Origin of the sequence: Pseudomonas putida (assembly GCF_050990305.1) — a bacterium.
Classification (GTDB): domain Bacteria; phylum Pseudomonadota; class Gammaproteobacteria; order Pseudomonadales; family Pseudomonadaceae; genus Aquipseudomonas; species Aquipseudomonas putida_AH.
This window is the reverse complement of record NZ_CP158817.1, coordinates 1,386,144-1,407,109: the sequence shown is the minus strand read 5'-3', so window position 1 is coordinate 1,407,109 and position 20,966 is coordinate 1,386,144. Positions and strand designations below refer to the sequence as shown.

21 protein-coding genes are annotated in these 20,966 nt (G+C 60.2%); 10 read left to right on the top strand and 11 right to left on the bottom strand.

The window, feature by feature from the left end:
- The first annotated feature begins 52 nt into the window (after window positions 1-52).
- The 3 genes from ABTV22_RS06500 to ABTV22_RS06490 all read left to right on the top strand — a co-directional run bounded on the left by ABTV22_RS06500 (window position 53) and on the right by ABTV22_RS06490 (window position 3,360).
- Window positions 53-652: a short chain dehydrogenase gene (locus tag ABTV22_RS06500; protein ID WP_433739090.1), complete on the top strand. Its 600-nt coding sequence runs from the start codon at window positions 53-55 to the stop codon at window positions 650-652.
- 333 nt (window positions 653-985) lie between these two features.
- A complete protein-coding gene (locus ABTV22_RS06495) occupies window positions 986-1,651 on the top strand; it encodes a COG3650 family protein (protein ID WP_433739089.1) in 666 nt (221 codons plus the stop codon).
- A gap of 95 nt (window positions 1,652-1,746) precedes the next feature.
- Complete coding sequence (locus tag ABTV22_RS06490; protein WP_433739088.1) at window positions 1,747-3,360, top strand: NAD(P)/FAD-dependent oxidoreductase; 1,614 nt, start codon at window positions 1,747-1,749, stop codon at window positions 3,358-3,360.
- A gap of 132 nt (window positions 3,361-3,492) precedes the next feature.
- Here the strand turns inward: ABTV22_RS06490 and ABTV22_RS06485 are convergent, their stop codons facing one another.
- On the bottom strand, window positions 3,493-4,587 hold the full coding sequence (locus ABTV22_RS06485) for a PLP-dependent cysteine synthase family protein (RefSeq protein ID WP_433739087.1): 1,095 nt from the start codon (window positions 4,585-4,587) through the stop codon (window positions 3,493-3,495).
- A gap of 235 nt (window positions 4,588-4,822) precedes the next feature.
- Here ABTV22_RS06485 and nhaA point away from each other — a divergent pair, with 235 nt between their 5' ends.
- The 3 genes from nhaA to ABTV22_RS06470 all read left to right on the top strand — a co-directional run bounded on the left by nhaA (window position 4,823) and on the right by ABTV22_RS06470 (window position 7,535).
- Entirely contained in the window at window positions 4,823-6,025 is a 1,203-nt protein-coding gene (gene nhaA / locus ABTV22_RS06480; protein WP_433739086.1) for a Na+/H+ antiporter NhaA, read from the top strand.
- Between the two features lie 101 nt (window positions 6,026-6,126).
- Window positions 6,127-7,308, top strand: a complete 1,182-nt coding sequence (locus tag ABTV22_RS06475) for a colicin E3/pyocin S6 family cytotoxin (RefSeq protein ID WP_433739085.1) — start codon at window positions 6,127-6,129, stop codon at window positions 7,306-7,308.
- The gene (locus ABTV22_RS06470) at window positions 7,305-7,535 is read left to right on the top strand and encodes a DUF7683 domain-containing protein (RefSeq protein ID WP_433739084.1); all 231 of its coding nucleotides are present in this window, start codon (window positions 7,305-7,307) and stop codon (window positions 7,533-7,535) included. Before ABTV22_RS06475 ends, ABTV22_RS06470 begins: the two co-directional genes overlap by 4 nt.
- Window positions 7,536-7,610: 75 nt before the next feature.
- Here ABTV22_RS06470 and ABTV22_RS06465 read toward each other — a convergent pair whose 3' ends face one another.
- Window positions 7,611-8,075: a glycine zipper 2TM domain-containing protein gene (locus tag ABTV22_RS06465; RefSeq protein WP_433739083.1), complete on the bottom strand. Its 465-nt coding sequence runs from the start codon at window positions 8,073-8,075 to the stop codon at window positions 7,611-7,613.
- 167 nt (window positions 8,076-8,242) lie between these two features.
- On the opposite strand from ABTV22_RS06465, the gene ABTV22_RS06460 reads away from it, so the two are divergent.
- Window positions 8,243-8,479, top strand: a complete 237-nt coding sequence (locus tag ABTV22_RS06460) for a hypothetical protein (protein ID WP_433739082.1) — start codon at window positions 8,243-8,245, stop codon at window positions 8,477-8,479.
- 5 nt (window positions 8,480-8,484) lie between these two features.
- Here ABTV22_RS06460 and pdxH read toward each other — a convergent pair whose 3' ends face one another.
- From pdxH to dinG, 5 genes are all read right to left on the bottom strand, one after another.
- Window positions 8,485-9,132, bottom strand: a complete 648-nt coding sequence (pdxH, locus tag ABTV22_RS06455; RefSeq protein WP_433739081.1) for a pyridoxamine 5'-phosphate oxidase — start codon at window positions 9,130-9,132, stop codon at window positions 8,485-8,487.
- A gap of 24 nt (window positions 9,133-9,156) precedes the next feature.
- Window positions 9,157-10,149, bottom strand: a complete 993-nt coding sequence (locus ABTV22_RS06450; protein WP_433739080.1) for an OmpA family protein — start codon at window positions 10,147-10,149, stop codon at window positions 9,157-9,159.
- Between the two features lie 114 nt (window positions 10,150-10,263).
- On the bottom strand, window positions 10,264-11,409 hold the full coding sequence (locus ABTV22_RS06445) for a serine hydrolase domain-containing protein (protein WP_433739079.1): 1,146 nt from the start codon (window positions 11,407-11,409) through the stop codon (window positions 10,264-10,266).
- Window positions 11,410-11,634: 225 nt separating this feature from the next.
- Window positions 11,635-14,145, bottom strand: coding sequence for a beta-agarase (locus ABTV22_RS06440; RefSeq protein WP_433739078.1), 2,511 nt, complete (start codon window positions 14,143-14,145; stop codon window positions 11,635-11,637).
- A gap of 95 nt (window positions 14,146-14,240) precedes the next feature.
- On the bottom strand, window positions 14,241-16,385 hold the full coding sequence (dinG, locus tag ABTV22_RS06435) for an ATP-dependent DNA helicase DinG (protein ID WP_433739077.1): 2,145 nt from the start codon (window positions 16,383-16,385) through the stop codon (window positions 14,241-14,243).
- Window positions 16,386-16,484: 99 nt separating this feature from the next.
- Here dinG and ABTV22_RS06430 point away from each other — a divergent pair, with 99 nt between their 5' ends.
- Window positions 16,485-16,949 carry a CopD family protein gene (locus ABTV22_RS06430; protein ID WP_433739076.1) on the top strand — a complete coding sequence of 155 codons (465 nt, stop codon included), beginning with the start codon at window positions 16,485-16,487 and terminating at the stop codon, window positions 16,947-16,949.
- A 149-nt stretch (window positions 16,950-17,098) separates the two neighbouring features.
- Here the strand turns inward: ABTV22_RS06430 and ABTV22_RS06425 are convergent, their stop codons facing one another.
- The 4 genes from ABTV22_RS06425 to ABTV22_RS06410 all read right to left on the bottom strand — a co-directional run bounded on the left by ABTV22_RS06425 (window position 17,099) and on the right by ABTV22_RS06410 (window position 19,775).
- Complete coding sequence (locus ABTV22_RS06425; RefSeq protein ID WP_433739075.1) at window positions 17,099-17,857, bottom strand: collagen-like triple helix repeat-containing protein; 759 nt, start codon at window positions 17,855-17,857, stop codon at window positions 17,099-17,101.
- Window positions 17,850-18,128: a DUF1145 domain-containing protein gene (locus ABTV22_RS06420; protein ID WP_433739074.1), complete on the bottom strand. Its 279-nt coding sequence runs from the start codon at window positions 18,126-18,128 to the stop codon at window positions 17,850-17,852. The genes ABTV22_RS06425 and ABTV22_RS06420 overlap by 8 nt, the downstream gene beginning before the upstream one ends.
- Before the next feature lie 147 nt (window positions 18,129-18,275).
- On the bottom strand, window positions 18,276-18,989 hold the full coding sequence (locus ABTV22_RS06415) for an OmpA family protein (protein WP_433739073.1): 714 nt from the start codon (window positions 18,987-18,989) through the stop codon (window positions 18,276-18,278).
- 90 nt (window positions 18,990-19,079) lie between these two features.
- Window positions 19,080-19,775 (bottom strand): OmpA family protein, encoded by a 696-nt coding sequence (locus ABTV22_RS06410; RefSeq protein WP_433739072.1) that lies wholly within the window; start codon window positions 19,773-19,775, stop codon window positions 19,080-19,082.
- Window positions 19,776-19,965: 190 nt separating this feature from the next.
- Between ABTV22_RS06410 and ABTV22_RS06405 the strand changes: the two genes are divergently transcribed.
- Both ABTV22_RS06405 and ABTV22_RS06400 read left to right on the top strand, forming a co-directional pair.
- Window positions 19,966-20,463: a DUF6231 family protein gene (locus tag ABTV22_RS06405; protein ID WP_433739071.1), complete on the top strand. Its 498-nt coding sequence runs from the start codon at window positions 19,966-19,968 to the stop codon at window positions 20,461-20,463.
- A 4-nt stretch (window positions 20,464-20,467) separates the two neighbouring features.
- Window positions 20,468-20,944: a YchJ family protein gene (locus ABTV22_RS06400; RefSeq protein ID WP_433739070.1), complete on the top strand. Its 477-nt coding sequence runs from the start codon at window positions 20,468-20,470 to the stop codon at window positions 20,942-20,944.
- The last annotated feature ends 22 nt before the right edge of the window (window positions 20,945-20,966 follow it).

Genomic DNA, 20,966 nt, shown 5'->3' with positions numbered 1-20,966 from the left:
AAAAAATCACTCTAAACTGAAGCCACATTCAACCCACGGGAGGCACGGCAACATGAAAATTCTTCTGATTGGCGCAGGCGGCACCATTGGTTCAGCCATCGACAAAGAACTGTCCCAACGCCACGAAATCGTCCGCATCGGCCGCAACAGCGGTGATTATCAGGTCGACATCAGCGACAGCGACTCGATTCGCAAACTGTTTGAGCAAACCGGCAAGTTCGATGCGCTGATCTGCGCCGCTGGCAACGTGACCTTCGCCCCCTTGGCTGAAATGACCGAAGAAAGTTTTGCCCTGGGCCTGAAGGACAAGCTGATGGGCCAGGTCAATCTGGTGCTGATCGGTCGCGAATTCGCCAACGATGGCGCATCGTTCACCCTGACCACCGGCGTGCTCAGCCATGACCCGATCCGCAGCGGCGCCTCGGCAGCGTTGGTCAACGGCGCCCTGGACAGCTTCGTCCGTGCCGCGGCCATCGAACTGCCGCGCGGTCTGCGGGTGAACTCGATCAGCCCGAACGTGCTGGTCGAAGCCATGGGTAAATACGCACCGTACTTCCGAGGTTTCAAACCGGTTCCGGCGGCTGATGTGGCATTGGCCTACGCCAAAAGTGTCGAAGGCCTTCAGACGGGTCAGACCTTCCACGTCGGCTAAACCCGAGCCGAACCCCGTAGGAGCAAAGCTTGCTCGCGATGGCGTCCTTGAAATTGCCATCGCGAGCAAGCTTCGCTCCTACGGGTATGTGTGTTTGCCAAAACAGATATGAACACCGTAACCGCTGTCCGGGATGACTTGTTGGCAACAAATACCCCGACATGTAGGAGCGAAGCTTGCTCGCGAAGACGGCAGCCCCGTCGAACATAGTCTGCATGACACACCGCCATCGCGAGCAAGCTTCGCGCCTACGGGGTAATTGACAATAATCTTCAGGGTTGTGATGAACAGTCAGGCTGCGTAACGTGGCGGCACTTGTCAGGAGACCCCAAGATGCGTGTTGCCCGTTCCCTAGTCCTTGTTGCCCTACTCCCCCTGTTCGCGGCCTGCCAATTATTCGACACCTCACGTGAAAGTGCCTCCCACGTGGGTCAGACCCGCATGCAGGGCCAATTGAGTGCTGCCGAAGGCAAGCTGATGTTCCAACCCTGCGGTCAGCAGCAACGTTATGTGGTCAACGACACGGGCGGCACTAGCATCCTGCAGCAGGCCGCGAGCCTGGCCGATGTCCAGGGCAAACTGTTCGCAGACGTGCGCGGCCGGATTGTTTCCGGCGCAGGCGATGGGCAACTCGACCTCGAACAGCTGTACCGCCTCGAGCATTCGGGCAACGCCTGTAACGATCCCGATTTCAAAAAGCTGATCCTGCGTGCGACTGGTCATGAGCCCGAGTGGAGCGTGAGAGTCAGCGGTAAAGGCATGATCATCGACCGCGTCGCCCAACCACCCTTGGCCGTGCCCTATGTCGAAGAGCAACTGGGCGATGGCCGCTTCAACCTCAGCACCGAAGCCAACAATCAACACATCGAACTGTGGGTCGCACCGCAGCGCTGTATCGACAGCAGCACCGGTAGCGTCCAGCACATGAGCGCCGAACTGCGTATCGACGGCCAGGTGCAACGCGGTTGCGGGTATTTCGGCGGTTCGCGCGACGACTGATCGTTTAAGCCTCACGGGACCCGGCCTTTGCGGCTTATAATCGCCGCCTTCAAACGCCCTGGCGCAGTTGTGCGCCCCGCGAACCGGATCCCGTCATGTTACGAATCACCGAACTCAAGCTGCCGATCGACCATCCCGATGAAGACCTGCGCCCTGCCATCGTGCAGCGGCTGGGCATTGCCAGCGATGATCTGCTCGACTTCACCCTGTTCAAGCGCAGCTACGATGCGCGCAAAAAGTCTTCTGAACTGTGCTTCATCTACACCATCGACCTCAGTGTTCGCGACGAGGCCTCGGTGCTGCACAGGTTTGCCGAAGACCGTAACATCAACGTGGCACCGGATGTCAGCTACAAAATGGTTGGCCAGGCGCCAACGGACCTGAGCGCACGGCCGGTTGTCGTCGGTTTTGGCCCGTGCGGCATTTTCGCCGGGCTGCTGCTGGCGCAAATGGGCTTCAAGCCGATCATTCTCGAGCGCGGCCCGGATGTGCGCCAGCGCACCAAGGACACCTGGGGCTTGTGGCGCAAAAGCGTGCTTAATCCCGAGTCCAACGTGCAGTTCGGCGAAGGCGGTGCAGGAACCTTCTCCGACGGCAAGCTCTACAGCCAGATCAAGGACCCGAAATTCCTGGGTCGCAAAGTTCTGCATGAGTTCGTCAAGGCCGGTGCACCGGAAGAAATCCTCTACGTCAGCAAGCCGCACATCGGTACGTTCCGCCTGACCGGCGTCGTGGAAAACATGCGTGAGGAGATTCGCGCCCTGGGCGGTGAAGTGCGCTTCCAGCAGCGGGTCACCGACGTGCTGATCGACGACGGGCAACTGGTCGGCGTCGAACTCCACGGCGGCGAGCAGATCCACTCCAAACACGTGATCCTGGCGCTCGGCCACAGCGCCCGTGACACCTTCCGCATGCTCCACGGCCGTGGTGTGTACATGGAAGCCAAGCCGTTCTCGGTGGGTTTCCGCATCGAGCACCCGCAGTCGCTGATCGACCGCGCGCGCCTGGGCAAGTACGCTGGCCACCCGAAACTGGGCGCCGCCGACTACAAACTGGTGCACCACGCCAAGAACGGCCGCTCGGTGTACAGCTTCTGCATGTGCCCAGGCGGCACCGTGGTGGCGGCGACCTCCGAGCCGAATCGCGTGGTCACCAATGGCATGAGCCAGTACTCGCGTAACGAACGCAACGCCAACTCCGGCATCGTCGTCGGCATTACCCCGGAAGTCGACTATCCGGGCGGCCCGCTGGCCGGTATCGAGTTGCAGGAGCGTCTCGAATCCCACGCCTACGTGCTGGGTGGCAGCAACTATGAGGCGCCGGCGCAACTGGTTGGCGACTTTATCGCTGGCAAGCCGTCCACCGAGTTGGGCAGCGTTGAACCGTCCTACAAGCCAGGTGTTGCCTTGGGTGACCTGGCGCTGGCCTTGCCGGCCTTCGCCATCGAAGCCATTCGCGAAGCCTTGCCGGCATTCGAGAAGCAGATTCGCGGCTACTCGCTGCACGACGCGGTATTGACCGGAATCGAGACCCGCACCTCCTCGCCATTGCGGATCACCCGCAACGAGTCGATGCAGAGCCTGAACGTAAAGGGCCTGTTCCCGGCCGGTGAAGGCGCGGGTTATGCCGGTGGGATTTTGTCGGCGGGTGTCGACGGGATTCGCATAGCCGAGGCCGTGGCACGGGATATCCTGGGCCTGGAAGCCTGACACGCATTCTTTGACTAAACAAAATCCCGTAGGAGCGAGGCTTGCCCGCGAAAAACGATAACGAGGCCATTCAGGCAAATCTCGTCATCGTTTTTCGCGGGCAAGCCTCGCTCCTACGGGGCGTCTTCGACTTCAGATATTGGCCCGCAACACGCTCGCTGGCAGCGCCACGCCTTGCTCGACACTGGCCGCGACTACCGCCATCAACCCGCTCAACTCATACCCCTCGGCCTTGAGCCATTTCTGGTCGTAATACGTCGTGGCATAGCGCTCGCCGCTGTCACACAAGATCGCAACGATCGACCCCGTTTCCCCCGCTTGCGCCATGTGCTGCGCCGCCATCAATGCACCGATCAGGTTAGTCCCGCTCGATCCACCGACATGCCGCCCCAATCGCTCGGCCAAGTAATGCATGGCCGCCAGCGACAAGGCGTCCGGCACTTTGACCATCGCGTCGATGACCTTGGGCAGGAACGATGCCTCCACCCGTGGCCGACCAATGCCCTCGATTCGGGAACCGTGATCCAGACGCAGGCTGGCATCGCCGGTCTGGTAATAATCGAAGAACACCGAACGCTCAGCATCGGCGCACAGCACACGGGTGCAATGCTGGCGATAGCGCACGTAACGCCCCAGGGTGGCCGTGGTACCACCCGTGCCGGGGCTGGAGATCAGCCAGCTCGGCTCCGGGTGTTTTTCGAAACGCATCTGCTGGAAAATCGATTCGGCAATGTTGTTGTTCGCCCGCCAGTCAGTGGCACGTTCGGCGTAGGTGAACTGGTCGATGTAATGCCCGTCGTGCTCCCGCGCCAGGCGCTCGGACTCGGCGTAGATCTGCGTTGGATCATTTACCAGATGAGTCTGGCCACCGTAGAAAGCAATCTGCGCGATCTTCTCTTTGGAGGTACTGGCCGGTATCACGGCAATGAACGGCACCCCCAGCAACCGGGCGAAGTACGCCTCGGAAATTGCCGTCGAACCGCTGGAGGCTTCAATCACCGGAGCACCGGGCTTGAGCCAGCCGTTACACAGCGCGTACAGAAACAATGAACGGGCCAGGCGATGCTTGAGACTGCCGGTGGGGTGGCTGGACTCATCCTTGAAGTACAACTCGATGCCTGGAAAACCCGGCAGCGGCAATGGAATCAAGTGGGTGTCGGCACTGCGCTGGAAGTCCGCTTCGATGATCCGGATGGCTTCGCGGGCCCACTGTCGGTTGTCGCTCATGGTGGTGTTCTCGTTGGATCGGGCAGGAGACGGCTAATCGACAAGCTTAGGAAAAAACCTACATCCCGCACAGGTACAGCTGAGGTTCAATACACCGGACAACTGCTAGGCTCAGGTCCATACGGAAATCGGCTTGTAACGACATATAACAAAAAAGAATATAACTTTTGTTTTAACTTCTAAGGGTACGGGTTAGGGTGTCCGACCTTTTTGAACTCATCGATGGAGAGCGACATTGCCTCTGCGTAGCACTTTCACGCGTTTCTTTCAGTTGGAAGCTGCCAGCGGTCTGTTATTGATCGCCGCGGCCATTCTGGCTTTGATCATCAACAACTCCTCGCTGTCATGGCTGTACAACGGCCTGCTGGACACCCCCGTGGTGGCTCAGGTCGGCGCATTGAAAATCGCCAAGCCGCTGCTGCTGTGGATCAACGACGGCCTGATGGCCCTGTTTTTCCTGCTGATCGGTCTGGAGGTAAAGCGCGAAGTCCTCGACGGACAGTTGTCCAAGCCATCGCAAATCGTCCTGCCCGGTGCGGCGGCCATTGGTGGCATGGTAGTTCCGGCGCTGATCTATTGGTTCCTCAACCGTGACAACCCGCCAGCCCTCAGCGGCTGGGCGATCCCCACCGCCACCGACATCGCTTTCGCGCTGGGTGTATTGGCCCTGCTGGGCAAACGGGTGCCGGTGTCGCTGAAACTGTTCCTGATGACCCTGGCGATCATCGACGACCTCGGCGCGATCATCATCATTGCGATCTTCTACTCCGGCGCGCTGTCGACTCTGTCCCTGGCGCTGGCCGCCGCCTGCATCGCAGCGCTGATCGGAATGAACCGCCTCGGTGTGGTCAAGCTCGGGCCGTACATGATCATCGGCTTGATCCTCTGGGTCTGCGTACTCAAGAGTGGTGTCCACGCCACGCTAGCCGGTGTCACCCTGGCATTCTGCATTCCCTTGCGTACGAAAAACGCCGAACCATCACCGCTGCTGACCCTGGAGCACGCGCTGCATCCTTGGGTGGCCTACGGCATCCTGCCATTGTTCGCCTTCGCCAACGCGGGTCTGTCCCTGAGCGGTGTAACTGTCGAGAGCTTCACCCATTACGTCCCCATGGGCATCGCAGTCGGCCTGCTGCTGGGCAAGACCATCGGTGTGTTCGGTCTGACCTGGCTGGCGGTAAAGTCCGGCATCGCAGCCCTGCCCCAAGGCGCCAACTGGGGCCAGGTGCTGGGCGTGGCAATCCTCTGCGGCATCGGCTTCACCATGAGCCTGTTTGTCGGCTCCCTGGCCTTCGTACCCGGAGACAGCGAATACGCCGGGATGGACCGGATGGGGATTTTGACGGGTTCGATATTGGCGGCACTGATCGGTTATGCGGTGACGGCGGCGGCGAGTCGCAAGAACACGGCCCTGTTGACCATCAGAGAAAACTCCTAGGGTCATTACCGATCCATCCTACAGCCACAAACCGTCCCGCTCGTTAACGTCGCGCAGCCCTGATCCGGGGCTGCCGATGGACGAACTCACAAGGACAGTCAGTGGCTCGCAACAAGCACCTCCCCCTGATTCAAACCCCGCCCTCCGGCGATGGCCATCACGTCAGCTACCGCGCCATGACGGCCGATGAAATGGCCGTGTTCGACGCCCTGCAAGCTGACTACGACGCCATGCTCGCCAGGCAAGAAGCCTTCATGCGCCGTCGTGACGTGGTCGAGGAAAAACAAACCATCACGCCTCACGGTTGCGTCTTCGCCAAGTCCTGCAAGCTGCCGGACGCGATTATCAGCTATGCCAGTCCCTCGGGCATGGTGCCCACCGACAGCCTCAGTGACTACGGCGAAATCGCCTGGCTCGGTGCTCGCGAGGTCGACGATGAAGGGCTGCTGAATCTGCAAACGATCAGCGGCTCGACTGTTGCACTGGGTGTTGGCCGGCTTGCACTGCGCGCTCCGACCCTTGGCGCCGCCGCTGCGCTCGGTACTGCGACAACGGCTGCATTGGCCGGCTTGGTCGCCGTGTTCTGGACGCCCAGCCTCGGTGACAGCGCCCTCTACACCGAAGAGCAACTCCGTGCCCTCAAGCAGGCCCGCTCGCGCATGCGCCTGCAGGTCGAACAACAAGCCGACGGCAGCCTCAAGGGCTACGCGTTCTACACCGGCAAGAACCTTGACTGGGAAATGGTCGATGTCGTGCAGATCGCGAGCCGCGGAAGCCAGTACGTCGCCGATCTCGGTGAAGGTATCGAACTGATCTGGACCCCGGCCGTCGACGGCGCCGACATCCTCGGCATTCCGAAACTGGAAGCCGCTCCGCAAGCGCCGCACATATGGGTTTTCCCGCCGAACAAACACGCTGACGCGATCATCGTGAACCCGATCTACCCGCCGGAGTACAAGGATTTCATTCTGGTGTTTCCGGTGGGGTCGGGGGTTAGGCCGGTTTATGTGGTGGTGAGTGTTTCTGACCACAAATACCATCCAGCACCAGAGGGACTTATTGCTTTCCCCGACGCGACAAAAGCAAAGCGTAAGACCGCAGCGCAAGGTGGCGGGGCCCTAAGAAAGCGATGGAAAAACCCAAGGGGGATAATTTTTGAATGGGATTCTCAGCACGGAACTGTCGAAATGTATAACAAGCGAGGTCACCATCTCGGTGAATATGATCCGAAAACCGGTGAGCAAACCAAATCCGCGGACAGTACTAGAAAGGTGGAACCATGATTTATGTTATTGAGGCTTTCGATAAACAAAGCGAACTCCTCGTATTCGAAGAAGTACTTCCAAACGGGCACGATCAGGAGCTAAAAGAAATCATGGGATGGACAGACATTCAACAAGGATGGGAAGGATATAACCTTACCGCCAAGCAGCTTGAAGCCCTCGAGGGAGTACTGGGAAAGCAAATTCACAACTCGGCCTATTCATTCCAACTCAGTTGTAATGAGTAGATACAGAAACATTTTCATCACAAAAAAACCCCGACCAGTCACCCGGTCGGGGTTTTCTTTTACCCGTATTCCCGCTTAGTGCGAAACGCGGCTCGTACCATCAACCGTGGCAATTCGCACACGCTCGCCAACACGGAACACTTCGTTTTCCTGAACCTGTTGCACGTAGGCGCGCATGCTGCCGTCGTCTTCGCGCACGGTGATTTCGACACCTTGCGTACGGGTCAGGCCTTCTTCGGCCGCCGAGCCTACCAGGCCGCCCGCCACTGCACCGATGACGGCAGCAACGATGCTGCCTTTACCGCCACCGATGGCGCTGCCGCCAACGCCACCCACCGCTGCACCGGCGACACTACCGATCGGGGTCTTGGTGCCTTCGATTTTCACCGGGCGCAATGCTTCGATGGTACCCATGCGGATCGTCTGCACGCGACGCGCTTCGTCACGGGAGTAGGAGTCACCGGTCAAGCTCGATTGGCAGCCAGTGAGCAACATCGCCATCGTGGAAAAGGAAGCAACCAGCAAAACAGACTTACGCATAGCATCAACTCCAAAAGACAGGTAATCATTAAACTGCGCAGCTTGACGCGTGTCACGGCACAGCCGGGATAAATTTGCTTTGATTCAGGCCCTATACAGGGACATCTACGAACTCACCACACCGTAGTGGCAAATGGCGCGATCTGCCTTACTGAGACAGGATTTTCATGGATTATTTTATCATTGCCGTCACTACCGCTGCCGGTCTGTATTTCCACTGGTGGCTATACGTAAGGATCAGGCGCTGGATGGACCGCGATCTGGCGTTAGCGCTGGCGGGGAACGACGAACGCAAAAAAGCGTACATGCTCCAGCAACTGGCGAACGCTCAAGCGCAAAAGATCAAGCGTCGAGACTTGCCGCAATGGCTGGAGGCCGCAGCGGCAAGCTATCTCGAGCGGTAGACTGCTCAGGGTGCCAGACGTTCAAGAATCCAGTCAGCGCCCTGCAAACGATAGTTGAGGCGATCGTGCAGGCGGCTCGAACGGCCCTGCCAGAACTCGATGCGCTCCGGTAGCAAACGATAGCCACCCCAGTGCTCAGGGCAATGTGGCTGACTGTCGCTGAAACGTTGCTCGGTGTCCTTGAGCAGCGCTTCCAGTTCGGCGCGATCGGCGATCACCCGGCTTTGCGGCGATGCCCAGGCCCCCAGGCGGCTGCCCAGCGGGCGAACTTGATAGTAAGCGTCGGACTCTTCAGGGGTGACTTTCACCACCCGCCCTTCGATACGCACCTGGCGCTCCAGGGTGGGCCAGAAGAAGGTCATGGCCGCGCACGGGTTCGCAATCAGCTGCTGGCCCTTGGCACTGTCATAGTTGGTGAAGAACGTGAAACCCGCTGCATCCAGCCCCTTGAGCAGCAGGATGCGGCAATGCGGTCGACCCTCCTGGTCAACCGTGGCCAAGGTCATGGCGTTGGCTTCCACCGGTGCCTGCTCGGTTTTCACCGCATCGGCGAACCATTGATGGAACAGCGCGAATGGCTCGGCCGGGGCTTGCGCCTCGGTCAGGCCATCACGGGTGTAATCGCGACGCATATCAGCCAGAGCCTTGGTCATGGCACATTCCTTTTAGTCAGCAAATCACTTCTTTGTGGTATCGGCGGCGACATTCTTGTCCGCCGCCGCAGCAGCTTTGGCCGGTGCAGTCTTTTTCGCTGGAGTCGCAGTCTTGGCCGGTGCCTTTTTGGCAGGGGCCTTGGCGGCTTTCTTCGCGGGTGCTTGTTTGGCCACCGGCGCGGCGGCCTTCTTCGCGTCGGCTGGCGCTGGAGTCACAGGCTTGGCCGTCGGCTTGACGTCCTGGGCTGCGACCATGTGCACCGGCGCCGGGGCTGGCATGTTGTATTTGCTCAGCAGCGCGACCATGGTGTCTTGCGGCGTCACCAGCAATTCTACCCGGCGGTTCAGTGCGCGCCCTTCGACGCTGTCGTTGGCCGCACGCGGAGCGTCACCGCCCAAACCGCGCAGCATCAGACGATCACGTTGCAGACCGCTGAGACGGAAGATCGCCGCCACGGCCTGTGCACGCTCCTGGCTCAACTTCACGTTGGCCGCTGCGGCGCCCGAGGTATCGCTATGGCCGAGCACCAGCACGGCAGTCTTAGGGTCCGCTTCAAGGATTTTCGCCACCCGGGTGAACGGGCCGAGGGTCACTGGCAGCAGCATGGCCGGACGGTCCGGGTTGAACGAGCCTTCAACTGGCGCAATAACCACCAGCACGTTTTCACGACGTTCCAGTTGCAGATTGCTGTCCTTGATCGCAGTGCGCAAGCGCGGTTCGTAGTCATCGAGCCAGGCCTGGGTCACTTTCGGGTCCGGCATCGGTACGGCCTTGGCAGCGGCTTTGTCGTTGCCGCCGAACGGCCACCACCACTTGCCACCGGACTCGGCATCCGCCTTGGCCACCGGGGCCGTCGTTGCTGGTTTCAAGGGTGCCGGAGCGGGCTCTTTGGCCGCGACTTTGTCGGAGGAACTGAACGGCCACCAGCTGCCGCCGTCCGTATCACTTTTCGGATTCTGTGCGCAACCGGTGATTGCGAAGCACAGTGCCAAGGCGAGGGTTGGTTTGGTTGACATTGGATATCCACAAAAATGAAGTCGAAAAAATATCAGGCCGGTATGCCCGTATAAGCAGATGATTTGAAACTGAAAAGGCTTTCGGGTTCCGGACCTGGGACCTTCGAGCGGGGTTTACAGACAAGTGGCCAGTGCCCGCACAAGCCCTTGTGCGCGCGGATCCATCAAGACGTACGGCCCCAGTGTATTTGTCACAAAACCGAAAGCCACATCATACTCCGGGTCAGCAAAACCGATGGAACCACCGGCACCCGGATGGCCGAACGCTCGCGAGCCAAGACCGTATGTGGCATTAGGCACGTCTGGCTGATCGAGCATGCAGCCCAGGCCGAAACGAGTCCGGGTCAACAAGGTCTTGTCCTCGCCGACACTGTGCTCTCTGGTCAGCTCGTCGAGCATTTCGCTTTCCAGCAGACTGCCATCGAGCAACCCTGCGTAAAACCCGGCCAGGCTGCGGGCGTTGCCGTGGCCATTGGCCGCCGGTTGCTGCATACGCCGCCATTCCGGCTTGTTGGTGCTGGTCAGAACCGACGGCGGGTTGGTAAAGGCGCGGGTGGTCATGGCCGTCGGTTCACGCATGGTCACTTGCAGCAGGCGCTGGGCCGCAGCGTCGCCGACGTTGCCTTTGCCACGGGCGATATGCGCCACGCGATGGAACTCCTCATCGGCCAGGCCGACGTGGAAATCCAGGCCCAAAGGCTTGGCGACCCGGGCCACGATGGATTCACCCGGCCCACGACCGTCGGCCCGACGCAGCAACTCGCCAATCAGCCAGCCATAGGTGATCGCCGCATAGCCGTGGCCTTCACCCGGTGTCCACCAAGGGGCTTCGGCCGCCAAGGCGTTGACCATCGTTTGCCAGTCGTACAGCGCTTCGGGGGCTAGCAATTCACGCAGCGCTGGCAGACCAGCCCGATGGCTGAGCAATTGGCGCAGGGTCACGGACTCTTTGCCGGCCGCCGCGAATTCCGGCCAATAGCGGGCAACCGGGGCATCCAGTTGCAGCTTGCCTTCGGCTACCAGTTGCAGGGCCGTCACGGCAGTGAAGGTTTTGGTGCAGGAGAACAGGTTGGCGATGGTGTCGCTGTGCCAGGCCTCAGCGCCGTCCTTATCGGCGGTGCCGGACCACAGATCAAGCACGGTTTCGCCGCCGATGCGAATGCACAGCGCCGCGCCACGCTCCTGAGGATCGTCGAACAGTGCCGCGAACGCTTCACGCACTGCCTCGAACTTAAGCTCGTAATGACCCTGAATCTGCACCCGCAACTCCCCGGATAAACGCTCTAAAAAGTGGTCCGCATTGTTCCAGCCCTTGAGGAATTTGGGAACAGGGGCGGGCTGGGCGGTCGACCGCCCTCACAATTGATCAGAATTTTTTTGGTGACTGTACAGACGCCTTCGCGGGCAAGCCTCGCTCCCACAAAACTCTACCGAACCTGTAGGAGCGAGGCTTGCCCGCGAAGAACGATGACGCAGTGCTAGATCTTAATGGCCATTACCTGAATGCCCACCCGCATGTCCTGCGCCCTTCCCCGGGCCTTTACCGGCTTCGCCCTGGCGTCCACCTTCGGCGTCATGGCTGGCTTTATCGGCCTCGGCGCTGGCGCTTTTCGCTTCTTTGGCCAATTGATCGACGGTCGCCAGGTTGCTCTTGCGCACGCTGTCGACGAACCCCTGGAAGGGCAGATCGGTAATGCCCACCAAACCGAAATGCCCATTCTCACCATCCAGCAGTCGTCCCGTTACCGGCTGATCGAGGTACTGGAACCAATGCACACCCACTATCGACGGCTCGCTCAGCGCTTGCTTGAGGAAATTTGCGTAGGCCGGGCCTCGGTCTTCCTCCTTCGCCAGTTGCGTCACACCGCCCCAGAAGGGGCCGCGATCGGTCGAGCCGAAGTTGAACTCAGTAATCAGGATTGGCTTGTCGAGGCTGCGCAGTTTGGCGAAGTCATAGCCATCCTGCGGTTGCAGGGTGTACAGGTTAAAACTCAATACATCGCAATACCGGGCGCAGGACTCAACGGCTTCCGGGGTGCTGATGGCAAAGCGACCACCCAGCAACAAATGATTCGGCGCGTGCCACTTGAGCGAGTCGGAAATGGTTTTGAAATAAGTGTCGGCGAAGACTTTCTGGAAGTATTTGAAGTCAGCCTCGATTTCCGGGTGCTCCGCGCTGGGTAGCGGCGGCACGAAGCCCGGATCTTCCATCAACTCCCAGGCTGGCAAATCAATACCCCAGGCTTTGGACAAGCCCTCCTGATTACGGTACTTATCGCGCAGTTGCTTGAGGAAGGCACGTTTGGCCGGTACATCGGTGGTCATTTTCAAGGTGCCGTAGGCCAAGGCATAGCGCGCCTTCGGGTCGTCACCCGGACCGGCCCAGGCCAGCTCGTTATCGGCGTAATAACCGATCAGCCATGGATCGTCACGGTGGTCGCGGGCGGCGATGGCCACGGCGCGTTCGGTGGCCATGGCAAAACGCGGGTCGAACGGGTCTGGCATGCCGCCCCACCAGTCATTACCGGTGCTGATACTGGTGTAGTCGCCGACGATCGACAGCGGCAAGGTGTACGGCATGCGCTCCGAGTCCCCCAACACCGGCGCGCTCCAGTTGCCCAGCGTGTTGAAACCCCAGGCTTGCAGGCGATCAAGGGTCTGGCTGGCCCAGCGTTTTTCATCGAACGGCGCTTTGCAGGGTTCGGCCGATGCTGGCTCGATCGCTTGCGTCGCCGATGCTTGTTCGGCACCCGCCCTGGCCGCTTCGGCGACACCGGATTCGACGGTCGATGGAGCAACCGGCAGTTCGGCCGCCTTCTCTGCCGTTGTCTCTACCGCATCGGCTTTGGCTGCTGCCGCAACGCCGGCCTTGGTTTCGCGGCCCGGCGCACAAGGGTCGCCGTACAGGCGCTGCAGATTAGCGCCGTAGAAGTCATACCAGCGCCCGAAATTGAAGCCGCGTCCTTGGTCGACGCCGTTGCCACCACGGTGATCACCTTCACCGAAATGATTGGCCAGCGGCTCGCCAGCCTTGGGCAGGGATTCGAACATCCATTCGCGACCGGCGATGTAGGTCTGATTGACGTCTGCGGCGACCGTATTGACCCCCAATGAGTAGAACGGATACCCCTGCGGCGTTACCAGGTACCAGCGACCATCGCGTTTTTCCGTGCGAAAAAAACCGCTGCCTTTGAATGCCGGGCCCTGGGTCCAGCCACCGAACTTGTCCAGCGACGACTTCTCGCGCTCGACTAGCCAGGTTTTCAGCTGTGGCTGTTCCTTGGCGGCAGCGGATTTCAATTGTTCGTCATTGGCGATCTTTTCCGGCCATTTGCCCCGAGTCGACTGGCCGTAGGCGTCCACCAGATTGCCGTATACGGCGTGGGTGATCGCTTCGCCGTCCTGTACGCCAAAGCGCTCAAGCAGAATGCTTTGGGCTGCCTTGGGTTGATCCATCCACAGGCTGACCGACACCACCTGGCCACGATCCAGCTCACCGCTGCTGCTGGCCAACAAGACACGCTGGCCATCAACCGTTGTCGGCATCGGCGGCCCGGCCTTCATGCCCTGGCTCAGCGGCGAAGTCGCAACCAGCGGCACCAACAATGTCTGCGCCGGACCTGCCGGCAAGTCGATACGGCTAATCAAGGTCTTGCCGTCGTTACTCTGGATTTGCACATAGAGCGTGATCGCCCAGTTCATCGCGCTCTGAATGCGCAGGCTCATCATGCCGGACTGCGACCAGTCCCAGGCGCCGGTTTGCGGGGTCAGGCGCAAGGTCGGGCGGGCCACCGGATTGAAGGTCACCCGCCGCAGCACTTCGCCTTCAGGCGTTTGCTCGGCGTTGGCTTGCGGCAGGTCGGCGTTCTCGGTGACCACCCGAACCACATCGGCGGGCCGGACAAAATTGAACAGCGTCTGCTGGCCGGCGGGCGCTGCCAGCAACGGGCCAGCGAAGATCAAGGCAAATACGGCAGGCAACGAACGGCGAATCATGAGAACGAAATTCTCCCTAACGACCTCAATGGGCCAGTGGAAAAGCGGTGGCAGAGAGATAGACAACGCGGTGGGCAAATTTGCCCACCGGTACATCAGGAAATTTCACGACGGAAGGGAGGCAACGCATTGAGGATCGCCTTGCCATAGCGCTGGGTCACCAGGCGCCGGTCGAGCAAGGTGATGGTGCCGCGGTCTTCTTCGGTACGCAGCAAGCGCCCGCACGCCTGGACCAGTTTCAGCGAGGCGTCGGGCACGGAGATTTCCATAAATGGATTGCCGCCCCGGGCTTCGATCCACTCCGACAGCGCGGCTTCGACTGGATCATCGGGCACCGAGAAGGGAATCTTGGCGATGACCACGTGCTCGCAATAGGCACCGGGCAAGTCGACCCCTTCGGCGAAGCTCGCCAGGCCGAACAACACGCTCGAATCCCCGCCATCGACCCGCGCCTTGTGCTTGTTCAGGGTTTCCTGCTTCGACAGGTTGCCCTGAATAAACACCTGCTTGCGCCAATCGCGGTCCAGACCATCGAACACGTCCTGCATCTGTTTGCGTGAAGAGAACAACACCAGCGTGCCCCGAGAGCCCTCGACCAGTTCCGGCAGATCGCGAATGATCGCTGCGGTGTGTGCCGCAGCATCGCGGGGATCCGCATTGAGATTCGGCACCCGCAACACACCCGCGTCGGCGTGATGGAACGGGCTTGGCACCACGGCGGTCACGGCTTTTTTCGGCAGACCGGCGCGCATACGGAAACGGTCGAAGGTGCCCAGTGCGGTCAATGTCGCCGAGGTCACCAGGCAGCCATACGCGACGTTCCACAAGTTGCGCCGCAGCATTTCTGCCGCAAGGATCGGGCTGGCATTGACCTCGATATCGAACAGCGAACCGCTTTCGGCCAGGGTCAACCAGCGCGCCATGGGCGGGTTGTCTTCCGGGTCTTCGACGGTGAAGGCGGTCCACAACTCCCAGTTGCCCGAAGAACGGGACAACAGGCTGCCAAACAACGGATACCACTCTTCGGCCTGATTGCTGGCGATACCGATGTTGACCTCGCCATCCATGCCTTCCTTGAGCAAATCGGTCAGGCGGGTGAACAGATCGGTCAGGCGGGCAAAGCCTTTCTTCAGTTCGATACCCATCTCGCGCATGTGCTCGGGGATTACTCCGCCGACGAAACGGTGACGCGGTCGCTCGCGGCCCTCGACGTCTTCGCCAGGTTTGAAATCGGCGATCTGTTCACAAGCGGTAAACATGAACTGCTGCTGGGTCTTGATCTCCCGCGCCAGCTCCGGCACCTGCTCGATCAGCTTGCCCAAATCGCCCGGCAGCGGGTGCTGGGCCAGCAGTTTGGTAAGGTTCTTGGCCGTGGTTTCCAGCCAGTCGGCGGTGGAGCGCAAACGCGTGTAATGAGCGAAGTGGCCGATGGCCTTGTCTGGCAGGTGATGGCCTTCGTCGAACACGTAGATGGTGTCCCGCGGGTCCGGCAGTACCGCGCCGCCGCCCAGCGCCAGATCAGCCAGCACCATGTCGTGGTTGGTGACGATTACGTCGACCTTGCCCATCCCTTCACGAGCCTTGTAGAAGGCGCACTGGCCGAAGTTCGGACAATGGCGGTTGGTGCACTGGCTGTGATCAGTGGTCAAACGTGCCCAGTCGGCATCTTCCAGGGCGTTCGGCCAACTGTCGCGGTCACCGTCCCACTTATTACCGGCGAGTTTCTCGATCATGCTGGTAAACAGCTTCTGACTGGCTTCATCGACCTCGATCTTGAAGCCTTCCTCTTCGAACAGCTGGGCGGTGGCGGTTTGCGCGTGCCCTTCCTGAAGCAACATGTCGAGCTTGGACAGGCACATGTAGCGGCCGCGGCCCTTGGCCAGGGCGAAACTGAAATTCAGCCCGCTGTTGCGCATCAGATCGGGTAAATCCTTGTAGACGATCTGCTCTTGCAAAGCCACGGTGGCCGTGGCGATCACCAGTCGTTTGCCGGCGGCCTTGGCCGTGGGGATCGCCGCCAGGCTATAGGCTACGGTCTTGCCGGTACCGGTACCGGCCTCCACTGCAACAATAGCGGGCTCGCCGCTGCGCCGGCCTTCGTCGTCAGTATCGATGTCACCGAGGACCTTGGCGACTTCGGCGATCATCAGGCGTTGACCGTAGCGCGGCTTGAGGCTCTTGGCTTCGAGAAAACGCGAGTAAGCGCCCTGGATCGTGGTTTTGAGTTCAGTGCTGATCATGGATTGTCGGACGCAAAAAACGCTGGATAAATTTTCAGTAGTTCGGTTCGGCCGCTATCATACCCCGCTAATGAATCCCGCGCAGAACGGAGTACCCCAATGACCGCTTTTAGCCTTGTTTATAGCCTGCATATCCTCGCCGCGCTGGTGTGGGTAGGGGGCATGTTTTTCGCCTGGATGGTCTTGCGCCCCGCGGCGATCAAGGCATTGGAGGGCCCTGCCCGGTTGAAGCTGTGGCTGGAAGTGTTTCAAGGTTTTTTCCGCTGGGTGTGGGGGGCGGTGGTGCTTTTGCCCGTCAGCGGCGTGGTCATGCTGAATTTGCACTTCGCCGGTTTTGAACAGGCACCGCGTTATGTACAAGTGATGATGGGCTTATACGTGGTGATGACCGCGCTGTTTATCCGGATTCAGGCGTTGATGCTGCCCGAATTGCGCACTGCAGTAGAAGCGCAGGATTGGCCAGCGGGGGCTGCGGTGCTGGGACGGATTCGCAAGGTGGTGGGGATTAATTTGCTGGTGGGGTTAGTGGTTGTGGCAATTGCTTCGGTTCGACCAACATTTTAAGGCGCTTGAGCTGACGTCATCGCGGGCAAGCCTTGCTCCTACAAGGTCCATCGTCCGCGATCGACGTAAATCCCGTAGGAGCGTGCGATGCGGCGACCCGACTTGCCCGCGAAAGCAATGGATCAGGCCACACACATTTCATAAACGGCTTACAACCGCTGCACCACCACCGAACCCTCGGCTCCCGCGAGCCCTGGCTGTCCGTCAGCCCCTGGCTTGCCGCTCTTGCCGCCTTCCGTTGTATAAATCAGGCAACCCTTGGCTTTACCCCCCGCTCCCGGCTTGCCACCTGACCCGGCCAGACCTCCGGCTCCACCTGCGACCTGAACCTTGATCTGCTCTGCCGGGTAATCACGCGGCACTGCCAATTTGACCAACGCCCCCGGTGCGCCAGGCTGACCGTCAGTACCGTCGCTGCCATCGGCACCTCGGCCCGCCTGGCCCCAGGTGCAGCCCGGAGCCTGACCATTGGCCCCATCGAGCCCGACAAAACCCGGCGCGCCCGCGCCGCCGCGAGCATCCACCAGCAATTGCGGTGCGCTCAGGGCCTTGATCTGCAGGTTCAGATTGCGCCCGGAGCGGGCGGCTTTCTGGTAAGTGCCCGGCGCGCCGCGGGATGTAATCTGGCTGCCTTGCGACAACTCGGCGCGACTGACCTTCAGCTCCAGCACCTGTTCGCTGGGCACGATCGCGATCCGCGCATCACGTCCCAGGTGCAGTTCGCCCACGGTGACTTCGGTCACGTTCGAAGGAATCAGCAGCGTACCGTAGTCGGCCACCTCAAGGCGCTCCAGTTGCAAGGTACTGGCGGTGTTGGGCAGGCGCATCAGCGAATTGGATTCAACGCTTACCACCTGGGCGCAAGCCAATGGACTGATGAGTGCGGCGAGCAGACAGAATTTACGCATGGGAAGCCTTAGGTGCGGTGGCAGCCGGAATGGTTTGCAGGTGGAAAACGCCGAAAACGATAATCTTCAAGCGATCGAGCCACGGATGGGCGCGACCTCTGAGGCTGCGATAGCACAGCAGCGCTTCGAGAAGATGGAGGGTCGCCAGCAGGCCGCCGGCCAGGTTGACCAGCAGGTGCAGCGGATAGACGAACGGCATGAGCAGATTGGCCAGCACCACCAGCCAGAACAGCAGGGTCAACAGCTTCCCCAGCCCCCATATCACCTTCATACGCCCCCCGATGAGAATTATTCTTTGGGCGCACAGTAACGGCTTCCACGCGGGATATGCCAGAGGGTGGACGAAAATTCTTCATGAAGATCGCCGAATGGCCGTCGAAACGCTGCGAAATTTCGCTCGACGGCTCTATTTCGGGGCTCAGTGATTGATGTGCAATTCCACGCGACGATTTTTCGCGCGCCCTTCCTCTGTTTCGTTGTCGGCCACTGGCTGGGTTTCGCCCCTGCCTTCACTGGTGAGCTTGCTCGGCGCCACGCCCTGGCTCAGCAGGTACTGCGCTACGCTGCTGGCACGTCGTTCCGACAATGCCTGATTGTAGGCATCGGCCCCGACACTGTCGGTATGCCCCACCACCTTGATGCTCGACACGCTGGCGTCCAGCAGCTTGCTCATGATCGAGTCAAGCTGGCTCTGCGCGGCGGGAGTCAGGTCGGATTGATTGAAGCCAAACAGCACGTCATTACTCAACGTGATGACTTCTGGCGCTGCAGGTTCCGCAGGTTTCTCGCTGGCCGGGTATTGCGGCAGCGGGCAGCCATGATGTTCAACTGGAGTGTTGGCCGGGGTGCCGGGGCAACGATCACGACGGTCGAAAACGCCATCGCCGTCTTCATCACCGTCCTGGGCGTAACAAATCAAACCACCGGTCAAAATACCGAGCGCCGCTCCACCGGCCGCCCAACCGCCACTTTCGATAGCGCCCAGGCCTCCGCCGACCAGTCCGCCAATGACGCTGCAGATCGGCCAGTTACTTTGATTGAGGGGGGCAGTGCCATCACTGTGAGTAGCGCAACCGGTCAACAGGCTGCCTAGCAGCAGAACCGGCAAGACGGTCCGTGTGAGATTGCTCATTTTTGAAAGCTCCTGTGTCACCGGCCAATGCCGGTTACACAGGAGTAAAGACCCGCATCCGCGACTGCACAAGCCGCGGACGCGAGGGACTCAGCGCTCGATTTTGATTTCCGTACGACGGTTTTGTGCACGGCCGTCGGCGGTTTTGTTGTCGGCAACCGGCTGGCTTTCACCGGCACCGGAAACAGACACGAAGTTACTGCGCGGCACACCTTGCTGGATGAGGTACTCAACCACAGAGTGAGCGCGTTTATCCGACAGTTTCTGGTTGTAAGTATCACTGCCCACGCTGTCGGTATGACCGGTCACTGTCATCCGAGCGGTTGGGGCTTCCGCTTTCAAGCGAGTGGCAATCTTATCCAGGACCTGTTTGTCAGACGCGGTGAGTGTCGCTTTATCGAACTGGAAGTGAACATCGCGGATGACAATGGTTTCTTCCTTGACTACCGCCGCTTCTTCAACCACAGGAGCAGGTGCTGGTGGTGGGCAACCATCGGCATCGACCCTCACGCCGTGAGGTGTGCCCGGGCACTTGTCACGGCTGTCCGGCACGCCGTCGCCGTCTTCATCGCCATCGCCATGAACCCAGCAATACGCCGCCGCCGTACCGCCTACAAGCAGTGCACCATACCCTGCCCATGACGAACTCTCGGTGGCTCCGAGACCCGCGCCTACGACACCGCCGACCGCTGCACAGGTCGGCCAGTCGGTTTTCTGCAAACCTGCGCAACCAGTCAACACACTGGTTAGCAGAACCAGGGGTAATGCTGTCCGAACTATGCTCATCTAGTTTTCTCCTGAAGGATCGGCTTAGAACCGATTCAGGGAGTAAAGACCGGAGTTTAAAACTCCGCCAGCAATAGGCCATTGCTGTTTTGTCCAGCATGCAGACGCGATCACCACTTTAACGATCAAGCCGCTCTAGGCTCGAAGTTGCAGGCAGGCTAGTCTTGGCACATCTGAGTGAGGATCATCGATGACTGCAGGTATTTCTTCGCGCACGCCACAACAGGCGCTGGCCGCTTTACTGGATCGTTACGCCCCTTCGCGCCTTTTGCTGATTGGCGCGAGTGAGTTCCCCGCGCTTGAGGCCTTCAAGCTCGCGCACCCGGACAGCTGCGTGGCTCACGCCGCCCCCGGGCCGCTGCCTGCCGAACTGGCGGCGCAACGTTTTGATCTCGCGCTGGCGGTCGATTGCCTTGAACATTTGCCCAAGCGCGACGGCCTGAATTTGCTGGGCGGCATCCGCAACCTCAACGCCAGTCGCATCGCAGTACTGGCTGATCTGCCGGCCAGCGGTTGGCAGGAGACGGATTTTTTCTCTCTGGCCCTGCAAGCCAGCGAGCGCTTCCAGCGCGATGACCAGGTATTGACACTGTTTACCTATGATTTGCTTGACTACAAGCAGGTGCCCGACTGGCTCAACTCGCGCTTCTGGGCCAATCCGGAAAACTTCGGGAAATATTGGTGGTAATGCCATGAGTACATCCATTTGCCCTTGCGGCAGCGGCACCCTCCTCGACGCCTGCTGCGGTCATTACCACGCCGGGCACCCGGCCCCTTGTGCCGAAGCCTTGATGCGCTCGCGCTACAGCGCCTACGTGCTCGGCCTGATCGATTATCTGGTGGCGACCACCCTGCCCGCCCAGCAGGCCGGCCTCGATCGCCAGTCGATCAGCGACTGGAGCGCCCAAAGCACCTGGCTGGGTCTTGAGGTGGAGAGCTCTGAAGTGCTGGGTGGGCAGCCTGAGCATGCCTTTGTCACCTTCACTGCGCGTTGGCACGACGGCAGCGGCGAGCACAGCCACCGCGAGCGCTCGTCATTTGTGCAGAATGCCGGTCGCTGGTATTTCATCGACCCCACCGTGCCACTGGATGTAGGGCGCAACGACGCCTGCCCTTGCGCCAGCGGACAGAAGTTCAAGAAGTGCTGTTCGGGGTATTTCGGCAGTTGAGCCAGGGTAAAAAGATCGCAGC

Excerpts from the sequence above, each read along its gene's own strand:
- ABTV22_RS06470 (WP_433739084.1), top strand. The coding sequence starts at position 7,305 with ATGATTTATGTTATTGAGGCTTTCGATAAACAAAGCGAACTCCTCGTA.
- ABTV22_RS06460 (WP_433739082.1), top strand. The coding sequence starts at position 8,243 with ATGGATTATTTTATCATTGCCGTCACTACCGCTGCCGGTCTGTATTTC.
- ABTV22_RS06430 (WP_433739076.1), top strand. The coding sequence starts at position 16,485 with ATGACCGCTTTTAGCCTTGTTTATAGCCTGCATATCCTCGCCGCGCTG.
- ABTV22_RS06420 (WP_433739074.1), bottom strand. The coding sequence starts at position 18,128 with ATGAAGGTGATATGGGGGCTGGGGAAGCTGTTGACCCTGCTGTTCTGG.
- ABTV22_RS06500 (WP_433739090.1), top strand. The coding sequence starts at position 53 with ATGAAAATTCTTCTGATTGGCGCAGGCGGCACCATTGGTTCAGCCATC.
- ABTV22_RS06485 (WP_433739087.1), bottom strand. The coding sequence starts at position 4,587 with ATGAGCGACAACCGACAGTGGGCCCGCGAAGCCATCCGGATCATCGAA.
- ABTV22_RS06405 (WP_433739071.1), top strand. The coding sequence starts at position 19,966 with ATGACTGCAGGTATTTCTTCGCGCACGCCACAACAGGCGCTGGCCGCT.
- ABTV22_RS06450 (WP_433739080.1), bottom strand. The coding sequence starts at position 10,149 with ATGTCAACCAAACCAACCCTCGCCTTGGCACTGTGCTTCGCAATCACC.
- ABTV22_RS06490 (WP_433739088.1), top strand. The coding sequence starts at position 1,747 with ATGTTACGAATCACCGAACTCAAGCTGCCGATCGACCATCCCGATGAA.
- ABTV22_RS06440 (WP_433739078.1), bottom strand. The coding sequence starts at position 14,145 with ATGATTCGCCGTTCGTTGCCTGCCGTATTTGCCTTGATCTTCGCTGGC.
- ABTV22_RS06400 (WP_433739070.1), top strand. The coding sequence starts at position 20,468 with ATGAGTACATCCATTTGCCCTTGCGGCAGCGGCACCCTCCTCGACGCC.
- ABTV22_RS06425 (WP_433739075.1), bottom strand. The coding sequence starts at position 17,857 with ATGCGTAAATTCTGTCTGCTCGCCGCACTCATCAGTCCATTGGCTTGC.
- dinG (WP_433739077.1), bottom strand. The coding sequence starts at position 16,385 with ATGATCAGCACTGAACTCAAAACCACGATCCAGGGCGCTTACTCGCGT.
- ABTV22_RS06410 (WP_433739072.1), bottom strand. The coding sequence starts at position 19,775 with ATGAGCATAGTTCGGACAGCATTACCCCTGGTTCTGCTAACCAGTGTG.
- ABTV22_RS06465 (WP_433739083.1), bottom strand. The coding sequence starts at position 8,075 with ATGCGTAAGTCTGTTTTGCTGGTTGCTTCCTTTTCCACGATGGCGATG.
- pdxH (WP_433739081.1), bottom strand. The coding sequence starts at position 9,132 with ATGACCAAGGCTCTGGCTGATATGCGTCGCGATTACACCCGTGATGGC.
- ABTV22_RS06495 (WP_433739089.1), top strand. The coding sequence starts at position 986 with ATGCGTGTTGCCCGTTCCCTAGTCCTTGTTGCCCTACTCCCCCTGTTC.
- ABTV22_RS06415 (WP_433739073.1), bottom strand. The coding sequence starts at position 18,989 with ATGAGCAATCTCACACGGACCGTCTTGCCGGTTCTGCTGCTAGGCAGC.